The sequence below is a fragment of the Rhizobium sp. NPDC090279 genome, assembly GCF_044769665.1.
Lineage (GTDB): Bacteria > Pseudomonadota > Alphaproteobacteria > Rhizobiales > Rhizobiaceae > Rhizobium.
In genome coordinates this window covers 204,842-221,517 of sequence record NZ_JBIVYI010000002.1, presented here as the reverse complement: position 1 = coordinate 221,517, position 16,676 = coordinate 204,842, and the positions used below count along the sequence as shown (strand labels likewise).

General features: G+C 60.9%; 13 protein-coding genes. 7 read left to right on the top strand and 6 right to left on the bottom strand.

Translation table 11 applies throughout. The annotated features are described in order from the left end of the window. The first annotated feature begins 27 nt into the window (after nt 1-27). Together ACIQWP_RS05120 and ACIQWP_RS05115 are read left to right on the top strand one after the other, a co-directional pair. On the top strand, nt 28-777 hold the full coding sequence (locus ACIQWP_RS05120) for an aminoacyl--tRNA ligase-related protein (protein ID WP_402783135.1): 750 nt from the start codon (nt 28-30) through the stop codon (nt 775-777). Nucleotides 778-971: 194 nt separating this feature from the next. Beyond that, the gene (locus ACIQWP_RS05115; protein ID WP_402783133.1) at nt 972-1,385 is read left to right on the top strand and encodes a GFA family protein; all 414 of its coding nucleotides are present in this window, start codon (nt 972-974) and stop codon (nt 1,383-1,385) included. A gap of 104 nt (nt 1,386-1,489) precedes the next feature. Here the strand turns inward: ACIQWP_RS05115 and ACIQWP_RS05110 are convergent, their stop codons facing one another. Together ACIQWP_RS05110 and gltB are read right to left on the bottom strand one after the other, a co-directional pair. Then, the gene (locus tag ACIQWP_RS05110; RefSeq protein ID WP_402783131.1) at nt 1,490-2,944 is read right to left on the bottom strand and encodes a glutamate synthase subunit beta; all 1,455 of its coding nucleotides are present in this window, start codon (nt 2,942-2,944) and stop codon (nt 1,490-1,492) included. Between the two features lie 177 nt (nt 2,945-3,121). Further along, nucleotides 3,122-7,846 carry a glutamate synthase large subunit gene (gltB, locus tag ACIQWP_RS05105; RefSeq protein ID WP_402783129.1) on the bottom strand — a complete coding sequence of 1,575 codons (4,725 nt, stop codon included), beginning with the start codon at nt 7,844-7,846 and terminating at the stop codon, nt 3,122-3,124. Between the two features lie 566 nt (nt 7,847-8,412). On the opposite strand from gltB, the gene ACIQWP_RS05100 reads away from it, so the two are divergent. Beyond that, entirely contained in the window at nt 8,413-9,459 is a 1,047-nt protein-coding gene (locus ACIQWP_RS05100) for a threonine aldolase family protein (RefSeq protein ID WP_402783127.1), read from the top strand. 66 nt (nt 9,460-9,525) lie between these two features. Here the strand turns inward: ACIQWP_RS05100 and ACIQWP_RS05095 are convergent, their stop codons facing one another. After that, on the bottom strand, nt 9,526-10,383 hold the full coding sequence (locus tag ACIQWP_RS05095) for a LysR family transcriptional regulator (RefSeq protein ID WP_402783125.1): 858 nt from the start codon (nt 10,381-10,383) through the stop codon (nt 9,526-9,528). Nucleotides 10,384-10,490: 107 nt separating this feature from the next. Here ACIQWP_RS05095 and ACIQWP_RS05090 point away from each other — a divergent pair, with 107 nt between their 5' ends. Beyond that, the gene (locus ACIQWP_RS05090) at nt 10,491-11,516 is read left to right on the top strand and encodes a bile acid:sodium symporter family protein (protein WP_402783123.1); all 1,026 of its coding nucleotides are present in this window, start codon (nt 10,491-10,493) and stop codon (nt 11,514-11,516) included. A gap of 104 nt (nt 11,517-11,620) precedes the next feature. Here ACIQWP_RS05090 and ACIQWP_RS05085 read toward each other — a convergent pair whose 3' ends face one another. Beyond that, entirely contained in the window at nt 11,621-12,085 is a 465-nt protein-coding gene (locus tag ACIQWP_RS05085; protein ID WP_402783121.1) for an Hsp20 family protein, read from the bottom strand. A gap of 353 nt (nt 12,086-12,438) precedes the next feature. Further along, on the bottom strand, nt 12,439-12,855 hold the full coding sequence (locus ACIQWP_RS05080; protein WP_402783119.1) for a DUF2000 domain-containing protein: 417 nt from the start codon (nt 12,853-12,855) through the stop codon (nt 12,439-12,441). A 131-nt stretch (nt 12,856-12,986) separates the two neighbouring features. Between ACIQWP_RS05080 and ACIQWP_RS05075 the strand changes: the two genes are divergently transcribed. Then, nucleotides 12,987-13,466, top strand: coding sequence for an Lrp/AsnC family transcriptional regulator (locus tag ACIQWP_RS05075; protein ID WP_402783117.1), 480 nt, complete (start codon nt 12,987-12,989; stop codon nt 13,464-13,466). A gap of 70 nt (nt 13,467-13,536) precedes the next feature. Here ACIQWP_RS05075 and ACIQWP_RS05070 read toward each other — a convergent pair whose 3' ends face one another. Continuing rightward, on the bottom strand, nt 13,537-14,442 hold the full coding sequence (locus ACIQWP_RS05070) for a LysR family transcriptional regulator (protein WP_402783115.1): 906 nt from the start codon (nt 14,440-14,442) through the stop codon (nt 13,537-13,539). A 160-nt stretch (nt 14,443-14,602) separates the two neighbouring features. Here ACIQWP_RS05070 and ACIQWP_RS05065 point away from each other — a divergent pair, with 160 nt between their 5' ends. Both ACIQWP_RS05065 and ACIQWP_RS05060 read left to right on the top strand, forming a co-directional pair. After that, nucleotides 14,603-15,118: an SRPBCC domain-containing protein gene (locus ACIQWP_RS05065; protein WP_402783113.1), complete on the top strand. Its 516-nt coding sequence runs from the start codon at nt 14,603-14,605 to the stop codon at nt 15,116-15,118. A 481-nt stretch (nt 15,119-15,599) separates the two neighbouring features. Then, entirely contained in the window at nt 15,600-16,667 is a 1,068-nt protein-coding gene (locus tag ACIQWP_RS05060) for a cyclic nucleotide-gated ion channel (protein ID WP_402783111.1), read from the top strand. Nucleotides 16,668-16,676: the final 9 nt, after the last annotated feature.

The window sequence follows — 16,676 nt, the reverse complement described above, 5'->3', positions numbered from 1 at the left end:
ATCAACGTCGCCCATGGAGAATGGCACGTGCTCAATATCTACAACGTCAATTCGCTCGTTCATTGGGAAGAGCGGGACATCCGCCTGCGCGACGATTTCGTCCGGTTCTTTTCCGACGAAGTCGCCCGCTTTCTGCGATCCGAAAATCAGGCCTGGGATATCCGTAGGGTCGAAGCTCCGGCCCTGATGCCGCGAAAACTCGTCTCGGACGCCTATTCCAATGCAGACATCTGGGTGCCGGAACGGCTGTCGGACTCAGACACCGAACTCGTACCGCGGCCGGAGACGACTCCTTCGACCTATGTCTACATGCAGCATCTTCTCGGAAATCATTCCAGAACGCGGCTGCCATTATGCGTCTGGCAGGCCGGGAAATCCTACCGCCGGGAACAGGACCAGCCGAGCAAGCATGTACGGCTCAAGGAATTCTGGCAGCTCGAATTCCAATGCGCCTTCACCGCCGAGAGCGGCAACGATTACCACGCAGCCTCACTGGAGCCGGTCCGCCGGATGATTGCCTCGGTCATTTACCTGCCGACCAGGGTCGTGCCATCCGATCGCCTACCGGCCTATTCCAAAGTCACCATGGATATCGAGGTCGACAACGGCGACAAATGGATGGAGGTTTGCTCGATTTCGAGACGAACGGACTTTCCGCAGCGCTATCGCAGCCAGCCGAGGAAAGGGCCGGCAATAGACCACGAGGCTGCGGTGCTGGAAATCGCCATCGGTCTCGACCGCTGCATCTACAACTGGAACATCGCCACGACCAGATAGGGACAGAGGCCGGGTTCGTCGAGAACCCGGCCTTCCAGGACTTCCGGACGAAAATCTCCCAGCCTTTATCATTGTCGGCCGTGACCCCTTTCATTCAAGGCAAATTGGTTTCAGATTGCCTGGCACCGTATCCAGGTTTTTGAAAATGAACCCATGCGCACCGAAAATGTGCCGCTGAATGACGGAGATCTGCGATGAGCAAGAAGTATACGGCTCAATGCGCCTGCGGCGCCGTAAAATTCGAATTCGACAAGGACCCGGAATTCGTTGCCAACTGCCACTGCCTTGACTGCAAGAGAGCATCGGGCGGTGAGATGGCGACATTCTTTGCCATCGCCGAAGACGATTTCACTCTGCTGAGCGGCTCCCCCAAGGCTTTCCCGTATGTTGCCAATTCCGGCAAAAAACTCGAACGAAATTTCTGCCCGGATTGCGGATCGCGCCTATACACCAGCGAGCTGGAGAGTTTCCCCGGCCTAGTCTTCGTTCAATTGGGAAGCCTCGACCATCCGGAACTAATCGCACCGAGGCTAGAGATGTTCACGGTGCGCCGCCTTAAATGGAACAGGCCCCTCGATCTCCCGCAATTCGAGGGCATGCCCCACTAGATGCCAGTCGGATTGAATGTGAAATCGCCGCAAGCCGATAACGACAAGGGCCGGGTTCATCTTGAACCCAGCCCTTGGTCACCGCGGGAAAACAGCGGCGAATTTTAGTTCGGCAGAACCGTCGATCCCATCAAAGCCTCGTCGATGGCGCGGGCGGCCTGGCGTCCCTCGCGGATCGCCCAGACCACCAGAGACTGGCCGCGGCGAATATCGCCGGCCGTCCAGAGCTTGTCGACGGAAGTCTTGTAGTCCTTGTCGTTGGCAACGACGTTGGTCGAGCCGCGGCGGTCGGTATTCACAGTCAGTTTGCCGTCGAGTTCCTTGAGCACGCTATCGGTGAACGGGCCGCGGAAGCCGATGGCGATGAAGGCGAGATCGGCGCGAATGACGAATTCCGTTCCGGCGATCGGCTTGCGGCGCTCATCCACTTCGCAGCACTTGACGCCCGTCAGCACGCCGTCTTCGCCGACGAATTCGAGCGTTGCGACCTGGAATTCGCGAACCGCACCTTCGGCCTGCGAGGAAGAGGTGCGCATCTTCGTTGCCCAGAAGGGCCATACGGCGAGCTTGTCTTCCTTTTCCGGCGGTTGCGGACGAATGTCGAGCTGGGTCACCTTGACCGCGCCCTGGCGGAAAGCCGTGCCGACACAGTCGGACGCGGTATCGCCGCCACCGACGACGACGATATGCTTGCCGCCGGCAAGGATCGGGTCGGCTGGCCAGCCAACGCTGTCGATATTTTCGCGGCCGACGCGGCGGTTCTGCTGCACGAGATAGGGCATGGCATCATGGACGCCGGCAAGCGTGGTACCGGGAATGCCGGCTTCGCGCGGGGTTTCCGAACCGCCGCAATAGAGCACGGCATCATGATCGGCCAGAAGCTGCTCCATCTTGACGTCGACGCCGACATTGACGCCGCAATGGAAGGTGACGCCCTCGCCCTTCATCTGCTCGACGCGGCGATCGATGAAGTTCTTCTCCATCTTGAAGTCCGGGATGCCGTAGCGCAGCAGGCCGCCGGCCTTGCTTTCGCGCTCATAGAGATGAACGTCATGGCCGGCGCGGCCGAGCTGCTGGGCAGCTGCCATGCCGGCGGGGCCGGAGCCGATGATCGCGACCTTCTTGCCCGTATGCACGGTTGCCGGCTGCGGCCGGATGAAGCCGAGTTCATAGGCCTTGTCGGCAATCGCCTGCTCGACGGTCTTGATGGCGACCGGCGCGTCTTCCAGGTTCAGCGTGCAGGCTTCCTCGCAGGGCGCGGGGCAGACACGGCCGGTGAATTCCGGAAAGTTGTTGGTCGAATGCAGGTTGTGGATCGCCTGTTCCCAGTTGTTGTTGTAGACGAGGTCGTTCCAATCGGGGATCTGGTTGTGAACCGGGCAGCCGGTCGGGCCGTGGCAATAGGGGATGCCACAGTCCATGCAGCGGGCTGCCTGTTTCTGCACTTCCGGGTCCGACATGGGGATCGTAAATTCACGGAAATGCCGGATGCGATCCGACGCCGGCTGATACTTCGCCACCTGCCGGTCGATTTCCAAGAAGCCTGTTACCTTGCCCATGCTTTCGTTTCCTCACTCTAAAAGAGGAGCTCACGGCTCCCGTGCCTGAGGGTCATCTCGGTTTCCCTGTCCGGCACTTTAATTCAATTCCGATTCCGCTGTTCGACAGTCGCGATCGCCATGGCGGCGACCGCAATGCGAGGCGAAACCCTCGACTGGCTTCAGAGCCGGGGCGGATTACTCCGCCGCCACGCTCATCCGGCTGCGCTCCATTTCCTCAAGGGCGCGGCGGTACTCGACCGGCATGACCTTGCGGAATTTCGGGCGATAGTCGGCCCAGTGATCGAGGATCTCCTTGGCCCGCGTCGAGCCCGTATAGTGGAAGTGGTTCGAAATCAGCTGGTAGAGACGCTCTTCGTCATGGCGCGTCATGTCATCCGAGACGTCGACACGTCCTTTGTGCATGATGTCGCCGCCGTGATGATGCAGCTTCTCCAGCAGTTCGTCCTCTTCGGGAACCGGCTCCAATTCGACCATGGCCATGTTGCAGCGACGGGCGAAATCGCCCTTCTCGTCGAGCACATAGGCGACGCCACCCGACATGCCGGCTGCGAAGTTGCGCCCGGTCTCGCCGAGCACGACGACGACACCGCCGGTCATATACTCGCAACCATGATCGCCAACGCCTTCGACGATGGCGATCGCTCCGGAGTTTCTAACCGCGAAGCGTTCGCCCGCGACACCGCGGAAGTAGCACTCGCCCTCTGTCGCGCCGTAAAGCACGGTGTTGCCGACGATGATCGAGTGCTCGGCCAGAATCTTCGAGTTCTCCGGCGGACGGACGATGATGCGGCCGCCCGAAAGACCCTTGCCGACATAATCGTTGCCGTCGCCGATGAGATTGAAGGTCACGCCGCGCGCGAGGAACGCACCAAACGACTGGCCGGCCGTGCCCCTCAGAGTGACGTTGATCGTATCGTCCTTCAGGCCGCGATGGCCGTAGCGCTTGGCAACCGCTCCCGACAGCATGGCGCCGGCGGAACGGTCGACGTTCTTGATGTCGACCTCGAAGGCGACCGGCGTCTTGGAAGAGAGCGCCGGTTCCGCCTTCTCGATCAGCTTGCGGTCGAGAATGTCGTCGATCGGGTGCTTCTGCAAGGTCGTCCAGTAGGTCTCCGCCTTCGGCGCATCGACCTTGTGGAAGATGCGGCTGAAGTCGAGGCCCCTCGCCTTCCAGTGGGCCAGCATGTCGTCCTTTTCCAGAAGCTCGGAAGCGCCGATGATGTCGTCCAGCTTGGCGACGCCAAGCGAGGCGAGGATCTCGCGCACTTCCTCGGCCACGAAGAAGAAGTAGTTGATGACATGCTCCGGCGCACCCTTGAAGCGCTTGCGCAGGACCGGGTCCTGGGTAGCGACGCCGACCGGACAGGTGTTGAGGTGGCACTTGCGCATCATGATGCAACCGGCCGCGATCAGCGGTGCGGTGGCAAAGCCGAATTCGTCGGCACCGAGCAGCGCGCCGATGATGACGTCGCGGCCGGTCTTGAGGCCGCCGTCCACCTGCAGGGCGATACGCGAGCGCAGGCCGTTCAGCACCAGCGTCTGCTGGGTCTCGGCAAGGCCGATTTCCCAGGGCGAGCCAGCATGTTTCAGCGAGGTCAGCGGCGAGGCGCCGGTGCCGCCATCATAGCCCGAAACGGTGATATGGTCGGCGCGCGCCTTGGCGACGCCGGCGGCAACCGTGCCAACGCCAACTTCCGAGACGAGCTTGACCGACACATCAGAGGTCGGATTGACGTTCTTCAGGTCGTAGATCAGCTGTGCCAGATCTTCGATCGAATAGATGTCGTGGTGCGGCGGCGGCGAGATCAGGCCGACGCCCGGCGTCGAATGCCGGGTCTTGGCAACGGTCGCATCGACCTTGTGGCCGGGCAGCTGGCCGCCTTCGCCGGGCTTGGCGCCCTGCGCAACCTTGATCTGCAGCACGTCGGCATTGACGAGATATTCGGTCGTCACGCCGAAGCGGCCAGACGCGATCTGCTTGATGGCGGAGCGTTCCGGGTTCGGCGAGCCGTCGAAGAGCGGCATGTAGCGGTCGGATTCCTCGCCCCCTTCGCCGGTGTTCGACTTGCCGCCGATGCGGTTCATCGCAATTGCCAGCGTCGTATGCGCCTCGCGGCTGATGGAGCCGAAGGACATGGCGCCGGTCGAGAAGCGCTTGACGATATCGACAGCCGGCTCGACCTCGTCGACCGGGATCGGCTTGCGGCCGAGCGCTTCCGCACCCTTGATCTTGAAGAGGCCGCGGATGGTGTTCATCCGAAGCGCCGAATCGTTGACCATTTCGGAGAATTCGCGATAGCGGTCCTCGGCATTGCCGCGCACGGCATGCTGAAGCGCTGCCACGGCATCCGGCGTCCAGGCATGGCTTTCGCCGCGCATGCGATAGGCATATTCGCCGCCGATGTCGAGCGTGCTTGCCAGCAGCGGATCGCGGCCGAAGGCGGACTTGTGACGCGAAACGGTTTCCTCGGCGATCGTTTCGAGACCGATGCCCTCGATCATGGTCGCCGTGCCGAAGAAATACTTGTCGACCAGTTCCTGCTGCAAGCCCACGGCATCGAAGATCTGCGCGCCGCAATAGGATTGATAGGTCGAGATGCCCATCTTCGACATGACCTTGAGGATGCCTTTGCCGACAGCCTTGATGTAGCGATAGACGACTTCGGTCGCGTCCACTTCCTTCGGGAATTCGCCGCGCTGATGCATGTCGAGCAGCGTGTCGAAGGCGAGATAAGGGTTGATCGCTTCCGCGCCGTAGCCGGCCAGCAGGCAGAAATGATGCACTTCGCGCGGCTCGCCGGTTTCGACGACGATGCCGACCGAGGTGCGCAGGCCCTTGCGGATCAGGTGATGGTGTACGGCGGCCGTCGCCAGCAGCGCCGGGATGGCGATGCGGTCCGGGCCGACCTGGCGGTCGGAGAGCACGATGATGTTGTAGCCGCCCCGAACGGCCGCCTCCGCACGCTCGCAAAGGCGATCGAGCATCTCGGGCATGCCTTCGGCACCGCGTTCGACATCATAGGTGAAGTCGAGCGTCTTGGTGTCGAAGCGATCCTCGGTATGACCGATCGAGCGGATCTTTTCGAGATCGCCGTTGGTCAGGATCGGCTGGCGCACTTCCAGGCGCTTGGCGTTGGCCATGCCTGTATGGTCGAGCAAGTTCGGGCGCGGCCCGATGAAGGAGACGAGGCTCATGACGAGCTCTTCGCGGATCGGGTCGATCGGCGGGTTCGTCACCTGCGCGAAGTTCTGCTTGAAATAGGTGTAAAGCAGCTTCGGCTTGTCGGACATGGCCGAGATCGGCGTATCCGTACCCATGGAGCCGACAGCCTCCTGCCCGGTCGTCGCCATCGGCGACATCAAGAGCTTGGTGTCTTCGGTCGTGTAGCCGAAGGCCTGCTGGCGGTCGAGCAGCGACACGTCGCGGCGCAGCGCCCGCGGCTCCACCGGCTTCAGATCCTCGAGGATCAGCTGGGTGCGCTTCAGCCAGCTCTGATAGGGATGCTTGGTGGCAAGCTCCGACTTTACCTCGTCATCCGAGATGATGCGGCCCTTTTCCATGTCGATCAGCAGCATCTTGCCCGGCTGCAGGCGCCACTTCTGGATGATCTTCTCTTCTTCGACCGGCAGGACGCCGGCCTCGGACGCCATGATGATGCGGTCGTCGTTGGTGACGAGATAGCGCGCCGGGCGCAGGCCGTTACGGTCGAGCGTCGCGCCGATCTGCTTGCCGTCCGTGAAGGCAACGGCGGCCGGGCCGTCCCACGGTTCCATCAGGGCGGCATGATACTCGTAGAATGCCTTGCGTTCGGCAGCCATCAACTGGTTGCCCGCCCATGCCTCGGGGATGAGCATCATCATGGCATGTGCCATGGAGTAGCCACCGCGCACGAGGAATTCGAGCGCGTTGTCGAAGCAGGCCGTGTCCGACTGTCCCTCATAGGAGATCGGCCAGAGCTTGGAGATATCGTCGCCGAACAGCGGAGACGACACCGACGCCTGGCGGGCGGCCATCCAGTTGACGTTGCCGCGCAGCGTGTTGATTTCGCCGTTATGGGCGACCATGCGGTAGGGGTGCGCGAGCTTCCACGACGGGAAGGTGTTGGTCGAGAAACGCTGGTGCACGAGCGCAACCGCCGTCTCGAAACGCGGGTCGGCCAAGTCCTTATAATAGGCGCCGACCTGATAGGCGAGGAACATGCCCTTGTAGACGATGGTCGAGCTCGACAGCGACACCGGGTAGAAGCTGCTCTCCTCGCCCTCATATTCCGCATAGATGCGGTTGGAGATCACCTTGCGCAGGGTGAAGAGGCGGCGCTCGAATTCCTCGTTCGTGCCGGCATCGCGACCGGCGCCGATGAAGACCTGAACATGATGCGGCTCGGTGGCGGCAATGTCGGGTGCCTTCGACAGCGAGGAGTTGTCGACGGGTACGTCGCGGAAGCCGAGCAGAACCTGGCCTTCCTCGACAACGACCTGCTTGATAGCCGTCTTGAAGTGCTCGATCAGCGCCTCGTCGCGCGGCAGGAAGAAATGGCCGACGCCATATTCGCCAGCCTTCGGCAGGATCACACCCTGCTTGGCCATCTCCTCGCGGAAGAATCGGTCGGGAATCTGCACGAGAATGCCCGCGCCATCGCCCATGAGCGGATCAGCACCCACGGCGCCGCGATGCGTCAGGTTCTCGAGAATGAACAGGCCGTCGCGCACGATCTGGTGCGACTTCTGGCCCTTCATATGCGCGACGAAGCCGACGCCGCAGGCATCATGTTCATTGCGCGGATCGTAAAGGCCCTGTTTCGGTGGGATGCCAACAGCGCGTTTCGACGTTTTGGCCGTCGCGGCAGCATTGGCTGCGGCGGTCTGGTCAAAACTCGTGAACGTCGTCCTGTTCGTCATGGTCTTCCCTCCGGTAAGGCCCGCGTCGCGGGCGCTCCTTCGTCCCGCGCGGTCCGTTTCCGGGGCCGACGCGCGACAGCGCTGTTGCATTGTGAAGATCCCGGCCGCGAACCGCAGCTCCTTAAAGTGGAGCCCGTCGTCAGCGTTCCGCGCCTTGCCATTCCATCACCGCATTGCCCGCGCCTGAAAGGCTAAAAGGGCATGCTCTCGATAACTATAGCTCGAAATCCCGACATCGTCAGGACCCTGGGGGCACATCTTCGGCCTCGGCGGCCAAAATAGGACAGCAACCCTGTCCTAATTCATCAGCTCTATGCCAGAAAGCTCACGCCTTCGCAAGAGCAAAACGGCAAAATTTCGTCAACGAAAGACGGAAGATTGCCTTTGTTGCAGAAATAGAGCAATAAAGTTTCGCTGCGGCGCATCATTTTATTTGTTGATTGCGCCAATCAATTTCTGTGATGAATTCTTCAAACTCATGCGCTTGATAGGTTTTTGCATTGGCGTAATGTCCCGCCGACCCTATCTAACGAGCCGCAATTCAATTCCTCATCTGGTGCATTTCCATGTTCTTTGCTTCCGATAACTGGGCCGGCGCCCATTCCAAAGTCGCCGAACGTCTGCTCGCCGAATCCGGCGGTTTTGCCTCCGCTTACGGCACGAGCGAGCTCGACCAGCGTGTCGAAGCCAAATTCGCCGAGGTCTTCGAGCGCGAGGTCGCCGTCTTTTTCGTCGCAACCGGCACGGCCGCCAATTCGCTGTCGCTTGCGAGTGTCCAGAAGCCGGGTGGCATCAGCTTCTGCCATGCCGAGGCGCATGTCGCCGAAGACGAATGCGGCGCCCCCGATTTCTTCAGCGGCGCGCGTCTTGCGACCGTCGAGGGCGCTCTCGGCAAGATCGATCCCAAGGCGCTTGCCACCAAGATCGCCCGCTTCCCGCAGGATGCCGTGCATCATGGCCGCGCCGCCGCCGTGACGATCACGCAGGCGACGGAAATCGGCACGGTCTATTCGCTCGCCGAGATCGACGCCATCGCCTCCATCACCAAGGCAAACGGCCTGCCGCTGCATATGGATGGCGCGCGTTTCGCCAATGCCCTGGTCGCGCTCGACGCCACACCGGCCGAGATGACATGGAAACGCGGCGTCGACATCCTCTCCTTCGGCGGCACCAAGAACGGCTGCTGGTGCGCCGAGGCGATCGTTTTCTTCGACCCCGAGAAGGCAAAGGAGATGCACTTCATCCGCAAGCGCGCAGCCCAGCTTTTCTCCAAATCACGCTTCATCGCCGCCCAGTTCGACGGCTATTTCCAGGATGGCCTCTGGCTCGATCTTGCCCGCCATTCCAACGGCATGGCCGACCGGCTGCGCGCCGGCCTTCAAAAGACCCGCGGCGCCCGCCTCGCCTGGCCGACTGCTTCGAACGAGGTTTTCGCGATCATACCGAAAACCTCCGCCAAGGCAGCCGAGGACAAGGGTGCGAAATTCTACGAATGGCCGATCCCGGAATCGCAGCCGGACCTCGTCGGCGGCGGCGAAACGCTGATCCGCCTCGTCACCAGCTTCGCCACGACCGAGGCCGATGTGGCGAATTTCCTCGCCTGCCTCAGCTGATTGCATAAAAAAGAGCGCCGATCCCGGCTCCGGGCCGGGCGGTGCTTTATATCGGCGCCCCAATCGTTAGCTCGATCGCGGCCCCCTGACTTTCGCAAGAATATCGTCCGAAAGCGCGTTAACCAGAAGTTGGTCCGCACCCTTGCGCGGCACGAGCACGAATTCCACATCTTCGAGGGCCGGCAGCCAGCCCGGCGCAATCTCCGTCAATCCGGCCGGCGCCATGCTCTTGGGCTGGACGAGAACGCCCATGCCGGCGCGCGCCGCCGCCGTCAGGCCGCTCAGGCTGCCGCAGGTGCAGACGATCCGCCACGGCATCTGCTGCCGGCGCAGCGCCTCGAGCGCAACGGCGCGCGTGACGCTCGGCGTCGGAAAGGCGATCAGCGGCAATGGTGCCGCGAGCTTGCGGATGCGATCCGGATCACGCGCCAGCCAGACCAGCGGCTCGCGGTAGACGAGCTTGCCCCTGACGTCGCCGAGCCGGCGCTTGGCAAGCACCAGATCGAGATCGCCATTATCCTGCATTTCATAGAGCGTGCCGCTGAGCGCCACCGTCAGCTCGAGATCGACCGACGGATGCGAGCGAACGAATTCCTCCAGAACATCCGGAAGCTGGCTGGTGACGAAATCCTCGGAAACCCCAAGCCGAAGACTGCCGCGCAGACTATTACCGGCAAAAAGCTGCCGCACTTCGCCTTCGATCGACAGCATCTGGCGCGCATGGCCGAGCAAGGCCTCGCCGTCTCCGGTCAGCACGACGCGATGCGTGTCGCGTGCCAAGAGCTTGCGCCCGAGTTCCGCCTCCAGGCGCTGTATGTGCTGACTGACTGTGGATTGCCCAAGACCAAGGCGCTCCGCCGCCAGCGTGAAGCTGCCCATCTGCTCGACGGCAACGAAACTGCGCAATTGCGTGAGATCGAGCATGCCATATCCTGTATCGCGATAACTGTTATTCCTTGCATCGTGGATCACGATAGGTCTATCTACAAGGCTTATCTATACGACTTGCAAATGCAATTGGGGTAGGCACGATGCGCCGCTTTCTTCCAGACACCTTCACCATGCTGCTGGTGCTCACCGTGCTTACGGCATCCTTTTTTCCGGTGCAGGGGGCAAGCGCCCACTATTTCGGCATCGCCACTAACTTCGCCATCGGCCTGTTGTTCTTCCTGCATGGCGCGCGCCTGTCGCGCGATGTCGTCATCGCCGGCATGCTGCATTGGCGGCTGCATCTTGTCATCCTGTTGACGACCTTCGGCGTCTTCCCGCTGCTGGTATTGGCCATCGGCCATGTTGTCCCGGATAGCATTCTGCCGGTCTCGCTTTACACCGGACTGCTGTTTTTGAGCGTGCTTCCCTCCACCGTGCAGTCCTCGATCGCCTTCACCTCCATCGCCGGCGGCAACGTCCCGGCCGCGATCTGCTCGGCATCGGCCTCGAATATCTTCGGCATGTTCCTGACGCCGCTGCTCGTCGGCGTGCTCTTTTCGGTCGGCGGTCACGGCGGCGGCTTTTCCTGGGACGTGCTGTGGCAGATCATGATGCAGCTGCTCGCCCCCTTCATCGCCGGCCAACTGCTGCAGCCATGGATCGGCAACTGGATACGCTCGAAGAAGAAGATCCTGATGCCGGTCGACCGCGGCTCGATCCTCATGGTCGTCTATTCGGCCTTCAGCGAGGCCGTGGTCGAAGGGCTGTGGCACACCTTCTCCGTACTCGATATCGCAACGGTGATCGTCGCCAACATGGTGCTTCTGGCAATGGTGCTCTGCATCACCATGTTCGGCAGCCGTGCCCTCGGCTTTGCGAAGGCGGACGAGATCACCATCACCTTCTGCGGCTCCAAGAAGTCGCTCGCAAGCGGCGTACCCATGGCCAACGTCATCTTCGCCGGCCAGAGTATCGGCGCCATCGTTCTACCCCTCATGCTGTTCCATCAGATCCAGCTGATGGCCTGCGCGGTGATTGCCCAGAAATATGCCGATGCGGCCAAGCGGCGGGAGGCGGCGAAGGCGCAGCCGGGCGTAAAATCGGGCGAAGCCACCAACGCGGCCTGAGCCTTTCGACATCGCGACAAAACAAAAGCGGCGTCCATCCGGACGCCGCTTCTTTTTGATCTTGGGAGGATCAAAGACTGACGGTCAGGGACCGTCAGTCTGCATTAGTTGACGCGGGCCTCGATGGCCTTCGCAGTTTCCACCTGCTCAGCGGCGATGGAAATACGGCGGGGCTTCATGGCTTCCGGAATGTTGCGCAACAGATCGATGTGCAGCAGACCATTCTTCAGGGAAGCAGCCTGGACCTCGACATGATCGGCAAGCTGGAAACGACGCTCGAAGGCGCGCTTGGCGATACCACGATAGAGATATTCGCTCGTTTCAGCCGGCTCTTCGCTCTTTTCGCCCTTCACATGAAGGACATGGGCGTGAGCCTCGATGCTCAGTTCCCTTTCATCGAAACCGGCAACGGCCATGGTGATGCGATAGGTGTTTTCACCCGTGCGCTCGATATTGTAGGGCGGATAGGTCTGAGCCTGATCCGGCTGGCCAAGGCCGTCGAGCATGGTGAAAAGGCGGTCGAAACCGACGGTGGAACGGTAAAGGGGAGAGAAGTCTACGTGACGCATGGAGTCCTCCTGTGAGCGACAATTGCGATTCTATTTTTGTCCCATGACCCCACTCCTGGCGGCCTCGGGACGGTTCCGCGAGCCCGTTTGGCACCCGCAAAAAAGAGATGGGGATCGCTTTTCCGGAGTTCAAGCCCCCGTACCGCCGCCCCAATTCTGCAGAAAATCAATGCGTGAACCGCAGATGAACGGCTGGTTCGGAACCCGTTCAGGGTGGCGGGCCTATCGTCCAAACCATCGGAAGACCATCGTCCGATGACTGAAGTGTATCGTCCCTTCTTCTTCAGTCCTTGCTCGGCCGGCGAAGCGGATCTCTCTATCTCCGCAAGCCGGCCTTTTTTCTTTTGGGACTTTCAACGCAGCAGCTTCAGCGAGCCGGTGAGCGATTTCACCCATTTTAAGGGGCCTGCCAGTCCCAGGCCGTCGATCGCCTCACCGGCGAGATCGCGCTCCGGAAACGTCGCCTCGTATTCCCTATAATCGTGCAGCGATCGGGCGAAGGCGGGAAACGGAACGATCGCGCGGTCGTCCTCCGGCGACAAGGTCTTCAGCAACAAAGATCGAAGGGTTTCGGCATCGGCCTGCAGCACCGGAACGGGCATGTTCGAACTAATGTCGATGGTGCGCCCCTCCCTGTCGGTCAATTGCCGCGCCGCAAGAGCGGGAAACCTCGCACCCAACCCGATCGCGATGGCGCCGGCAGTATTGGCGATCAGCCCAAGCGGCAGGTTCGGATTGACGACGATGGCAAGACGGATATCGGGAAGCATGAGGACCTGCTGTTGATGATGAGATGTCCTCGTAGAGTATCTCTGCTTTCGCGGATAATCTTACCTATCATTGCCATCAATCCAGCTATTCTGGTAGATCTTACCGAAATAACATCAAGGATAGGCCGGATATGCCCGACATTCTCGAACCCATCGATCTGAAAATTCTCGGCGCGCTGCAAAAGGATGGACGCCTGACCAACCAGGCGCTTTCGACCGAAATTGGGCTTTCCACGTCGCCATGCTGGCGGCGCGTGCGCCAGCTGGAAGAAACAGGCGTGATCCAGGGCTATACCGCGGCTCTCGACCGACGTCAGATCGGCCTCGGCGTCCTTGCCTTCATCAGGGTCAAGATCGACAGCCACAGCGAGGCGGAAGCCGAGGAATTCTCGCGCGACGTGCTGAAGCTCAGCGAGGTCGTCGCCTGCTACAGCATTGCCGGCGACGCCGATTTCCTGCTGCAGGTCGTGGCCGCCGATCTCGACAGCTATGCCGATTTCGCCATGGCGGTGGTGCGCCGCCTGCCGCGCATCAAAGAGATGCAGACGACCTTCGTGCTGAAGGAGATCAAGCCGTTCAAGGGCTTCCCGCTGGATGTAGCGGGCCGTTAGAGCGGTTCAGCGTGTCTGATAGGCCGGGTGAGCCGAATTACTCCAGGACGAAGACACCTGAACTGCATTTTCAAACCAAGGCATCGCATACTTCGAATAGAACGGACCGGATCCATCGGTGACCGGGATCGCGGTGGCTGCGCTCGTGCCATGCCGCCATCTTCGTGAAGCCGGGGATTTCGAGCGGCGGGCTTATGACCGACACGCCATCGACCCCCACGACAAGACGGCTTGGAACCACGGCGACGAGGTCGCTCATCCGCAGGATCTCCGGCAGCACCAGAAAACTTGCCACGGATAACAGCACCCGCCGCTCACGTCCGATTCGTGCCAGGGCTTCATCCGTTACGCCCCTGAAATGCCCGCCGTCAAAGGAGACAAGCGCATGGTCAAGGGCACAGAAGCGATCGAGCGGAAGCTCGCCAGTTGCGGCGTCAGGGTGTCCGTGACGGAGGGCACAGACATAGTCTTCATCGAAAAGCCGCCTCGCACGCAAATCCTGCGGGATGGTCTCGGGCGTGACCAGAGCCAAGTCAATATCGGCATTTTCGAACTGGGCTTGCATCCGCTCAATCACGATAGGCCGAACCGACACCCTGATATTGGGTGCCCTTGACCGTAGTACAGATAGGAACGGCACGACGATGGCCCGCAACGCATAGTCGGTCGCCGCGATAGACAATGTCATCCGCACGGTGGCCGGGTCGAAGACAGGTGGCAATAACAGAGCTTCGGCGTCGCTGAGAAGCCGCTTGACAGACTCGGCCATTTCCAGCGCCCGTGGCGTCGGAATAACCCCCCGTTGTGTGCGAACGAACAACGGATCGTCAAAAACCTCACGCAACCTCGTTAAGCTTCCGCTGACCGCTGGCTGTGTCAGGCCCAAGCGTTGCGCCGCCCGAGTGACGTTCCGCTCATCCAGGAGCGCGTCCAATGCCTTCAACAGATTGAGATCGAGCGCTCTGATATCAGTCATGGTTATATCAATAATACAATTTATGGATTGGACTTATGATTGAGTAGCATTCATCATCCGGCCTGTCCAACCACAAGACATAGCAAGCACCGACGGCCGCGAGCGGTTTCACCCGCTGGACAGGGCGTCGCAAGCTCGAAACACCACAAGGAATGAGAACATGAGCGAGATTATCTGGCCTGAAGCCTATCTGCCGGGCAGGACCGACAACTACGTCTCCAACGAAATCATCGTCGCAGACCTGTCGGTTGCCGATGTCTGGCCTCATCTTGACACCACCACGACATGGCCAACCTACTACGGCAATGCGTCGGAAATTGCTTTCCGTGATGGCACCGGCCCTGGACTAAGCAAGGGCGCGCGCTTCCGCTTCACTACCTTCGGTTTTCCGGTCGAGGCGGAGGTTACGGAATACGAGCCACCAGCTGCTGGCAAGCCGGCTCGCGTGGCCTGGCATGGCTGGGTCGAGGGCGATGCCGAAACGCGGCTTGACGTCCATCACGCCTGGCTTCTCGAGGATCTGCCGGGTGGTCGGGTGCGCATTCTCACCCAGGAGACGCAAAACGGCAAGCCTGCCAAAGAGCTGGCCGCGACCAAGCCGAACCCCATGCTGAACGCCCACCAGGAGTGGATCGACGGTCTGGCCGGCGCGGCTGCCAGGCAAATGAAACGGTAAAGGCACTGTCCGTGCCGTGGGTGACCGAACTGCCGCTCGCTTCCGGGCCAGAGCAATCACCTTGCGGCAAAAGTCTTGAGCAACCAGAAGGATGAACACCATTCAACCGCAGTTGTCATGCATCTGTGACGGCAACTGCGGGCAAACATCGCACTTCCTCCCCCTCCCCAATCAAGATTGAATACTCGATCGCCGGACCTTTCACCGCAATGGTCCTCAACAAAGCAGTTGCAATTCCCCCACCTGCGCTATCCCCTTCAAAAGAACCATAGCGCCAGCGAGACGCGACATCGTCATGGATTCGATCCTCCATCGAGATGGGGTCTTCGAGAGCTTTGACGGGCGCAAGCTGCGCTATAGAGCCATAAATTGCTAACTTCACTGGTCAACACTTGGTTGCTGCGCACACCCCGCACGCCCTTTACGTTTGGACCGAAGACGTCCTATTCTGGTAGAGTGGCAGCCCACCCCGGGGTAATGAATGTCGGCGCTTCCTTTCTCGAAGATTCTTACATCGCTGAACGCGGTGCTCGCTGCAATCGGTCTGTTGACGGTGGCGGCACTGACGACGCCTGACATCACCGGGCAGACCAGGCTCGCCCTGCAAATCCTGCTCATCTGCGTATGGGCTGCCTATGTTTTCCAATTGATCGAGACGCTGGTCATGCAGCGGGCGAGAGACGTTCACGGCACGGGAGTGGAAATCGCGGTCGACGTGCTTGCCGTCTTAATCCCTCTGATGGCTTTCCTTTTCATCCGCGGGCGCGACCAGAGCCTTTATTGCGCCATCTGGCTTTTGAAGCCGCTGCGCGGCTCCACCTTCTTCCGGCTGCTGGGCCGGGTGCTGACGAAAGAGGCGCGCAACCTGATCGGCGTCACCTCGATCTTCGGCATCGTGCTGTTCGTCGCCGCTCTTGCGGCCTATATCATCGAGCGCGACGTCCAGCCTGACAAATTCGGCAGCATTCCGCTTGCGATGTGGTGGGCCGTGACCACGCTGTCGACGACGGGCTATGGCGATGAGATCCCGCAAAGTTTCGCCGGCCGCGTTCTTGCCGGGCTGGTCATGATGAGTGGAATCGGCATCTTTGCGCTCTGGGCCGGCATTCTCGCCACCGGCTTCTACGAAGAAGTCCGTCGCCAGGATTTCGTGCGCAACTGGCAGCTGGTGGCTGCCGTGCCGCTGTTCCAGAAGCTCGGTTCGGCCGCGCTCATCGAGATCGTCAGGGCACTCAGACCTCGCGTGGTGCCGGCTGGCGGCATCATCTGCCGCAAGGGCGAGGCCGGCGACCAGATGTACTTCATCGTCGAGGGCCGCGTCAGCGTCGCGACACCGAACCCCGTGGAGCTCGGCTCCGGCAGCTTCTTCGGCGAGATCGCGCTCATCAGCGGCGAGCCCCGCTCGGCAACCGTCAGCGCCGTGACGGAAGTGTCGCTGCTGTCGCTCTATTCCTCGGATTTCCAGATGCTATCGAGCAGCAGCCCGGAGATCGCCGACATCATCCGCAAGACCGCACTCGAACGACGCGGTGCGGCACCGAAGAGCTGATGCGGATGG

Bases quoted from the DNA above. Each gene is read 5' to 3' on its own strand.
- ACIQWP_RS05065 (WP_402783113.1), top strand. From the start codon at position 14,603: ATGAGCGAGATTATCTGGCCTGAAGCCTATCTGCCGGGCAGGACCGAC.
- ACIQWP_RS05090 (WP_402783123.1), top strand. From the start codon at position 10,491: ATGCGCCGCTTTCTTCCAGACACCTTCACCATGCTGCTGGTGCTCACC.
- ACIQWP_RS05100 (WP_402783127.1), top strand. From the start codon at position 8,413: ATGTTCTTTGCTTCCGATAACTGGGCCGGCGCCCATTCCAAAGTCGCC.
- ACIQWP_RS05115 (WP_402783133.1), top strand. From the start codon at position 972: ATGAGCAAGAAGTATACGGCTCAATGCGCCTGCGGCGCCGTAAAATTC.
- ACIQWP_RS05060 (WP_402783111.1), top strand. From the start codon at position 15,600: ATGTCGGCGCTTCCTTTCTCGAAGATTCTTACATCGCTGAACGCGGTG.
- ACIQWP_RS05080 (WP_402783119.1), bottom strand. From the start codon at position 12,855: ATGCTTCCCGATATCCGTCTTGCCATCGTCGTCAATCCGAACCTGCCG.
- ACIQWP_RS05110 (WP_402783131.1), bottom strand. From the start codon at position 2,944: ATGGGCAAGGTAACAGGCTTCTTGGAAATCGACCGGCAGGTGGCGAAG.
- ACIQWP_RS05070 (WP_402783115.1), bottom strand. From the start codon at position 14,442: ATGACTGATATCAGAGCGCTCGATCTCAATCTGTTGAAGGCATTGGAC.
- gltB (WP_402783129.1), bottom strand. From the start codon at position 7,846: ATGACGAACAGGACGACGTTCACGAGTTTTGACCAGACCGCCGCAGCC.
- ACIQWP_RS05095 (WP_402783125.1), bottom strand. From the start codon at position 10,383: ATGCTCGATCTCACGCAATTGCGCAGTTTCGTTGCCGTCGAGCAGATG.
- ACIQWP_RS05075 (WP_402783117.1), top strand. From the start codon at position 12,987: ATGCCCGACATTCTCGAACCCATCGATCTGAAAATTCTCGGCGCGCTG.
- ACIQWP_RS05085 (WP_402783121.1), bottom strand. From the start codon at position 12,085: ATGCGTCACGTAGACTTCTCTCCCCTTTACCGTTCCACCGTCGGTTTC.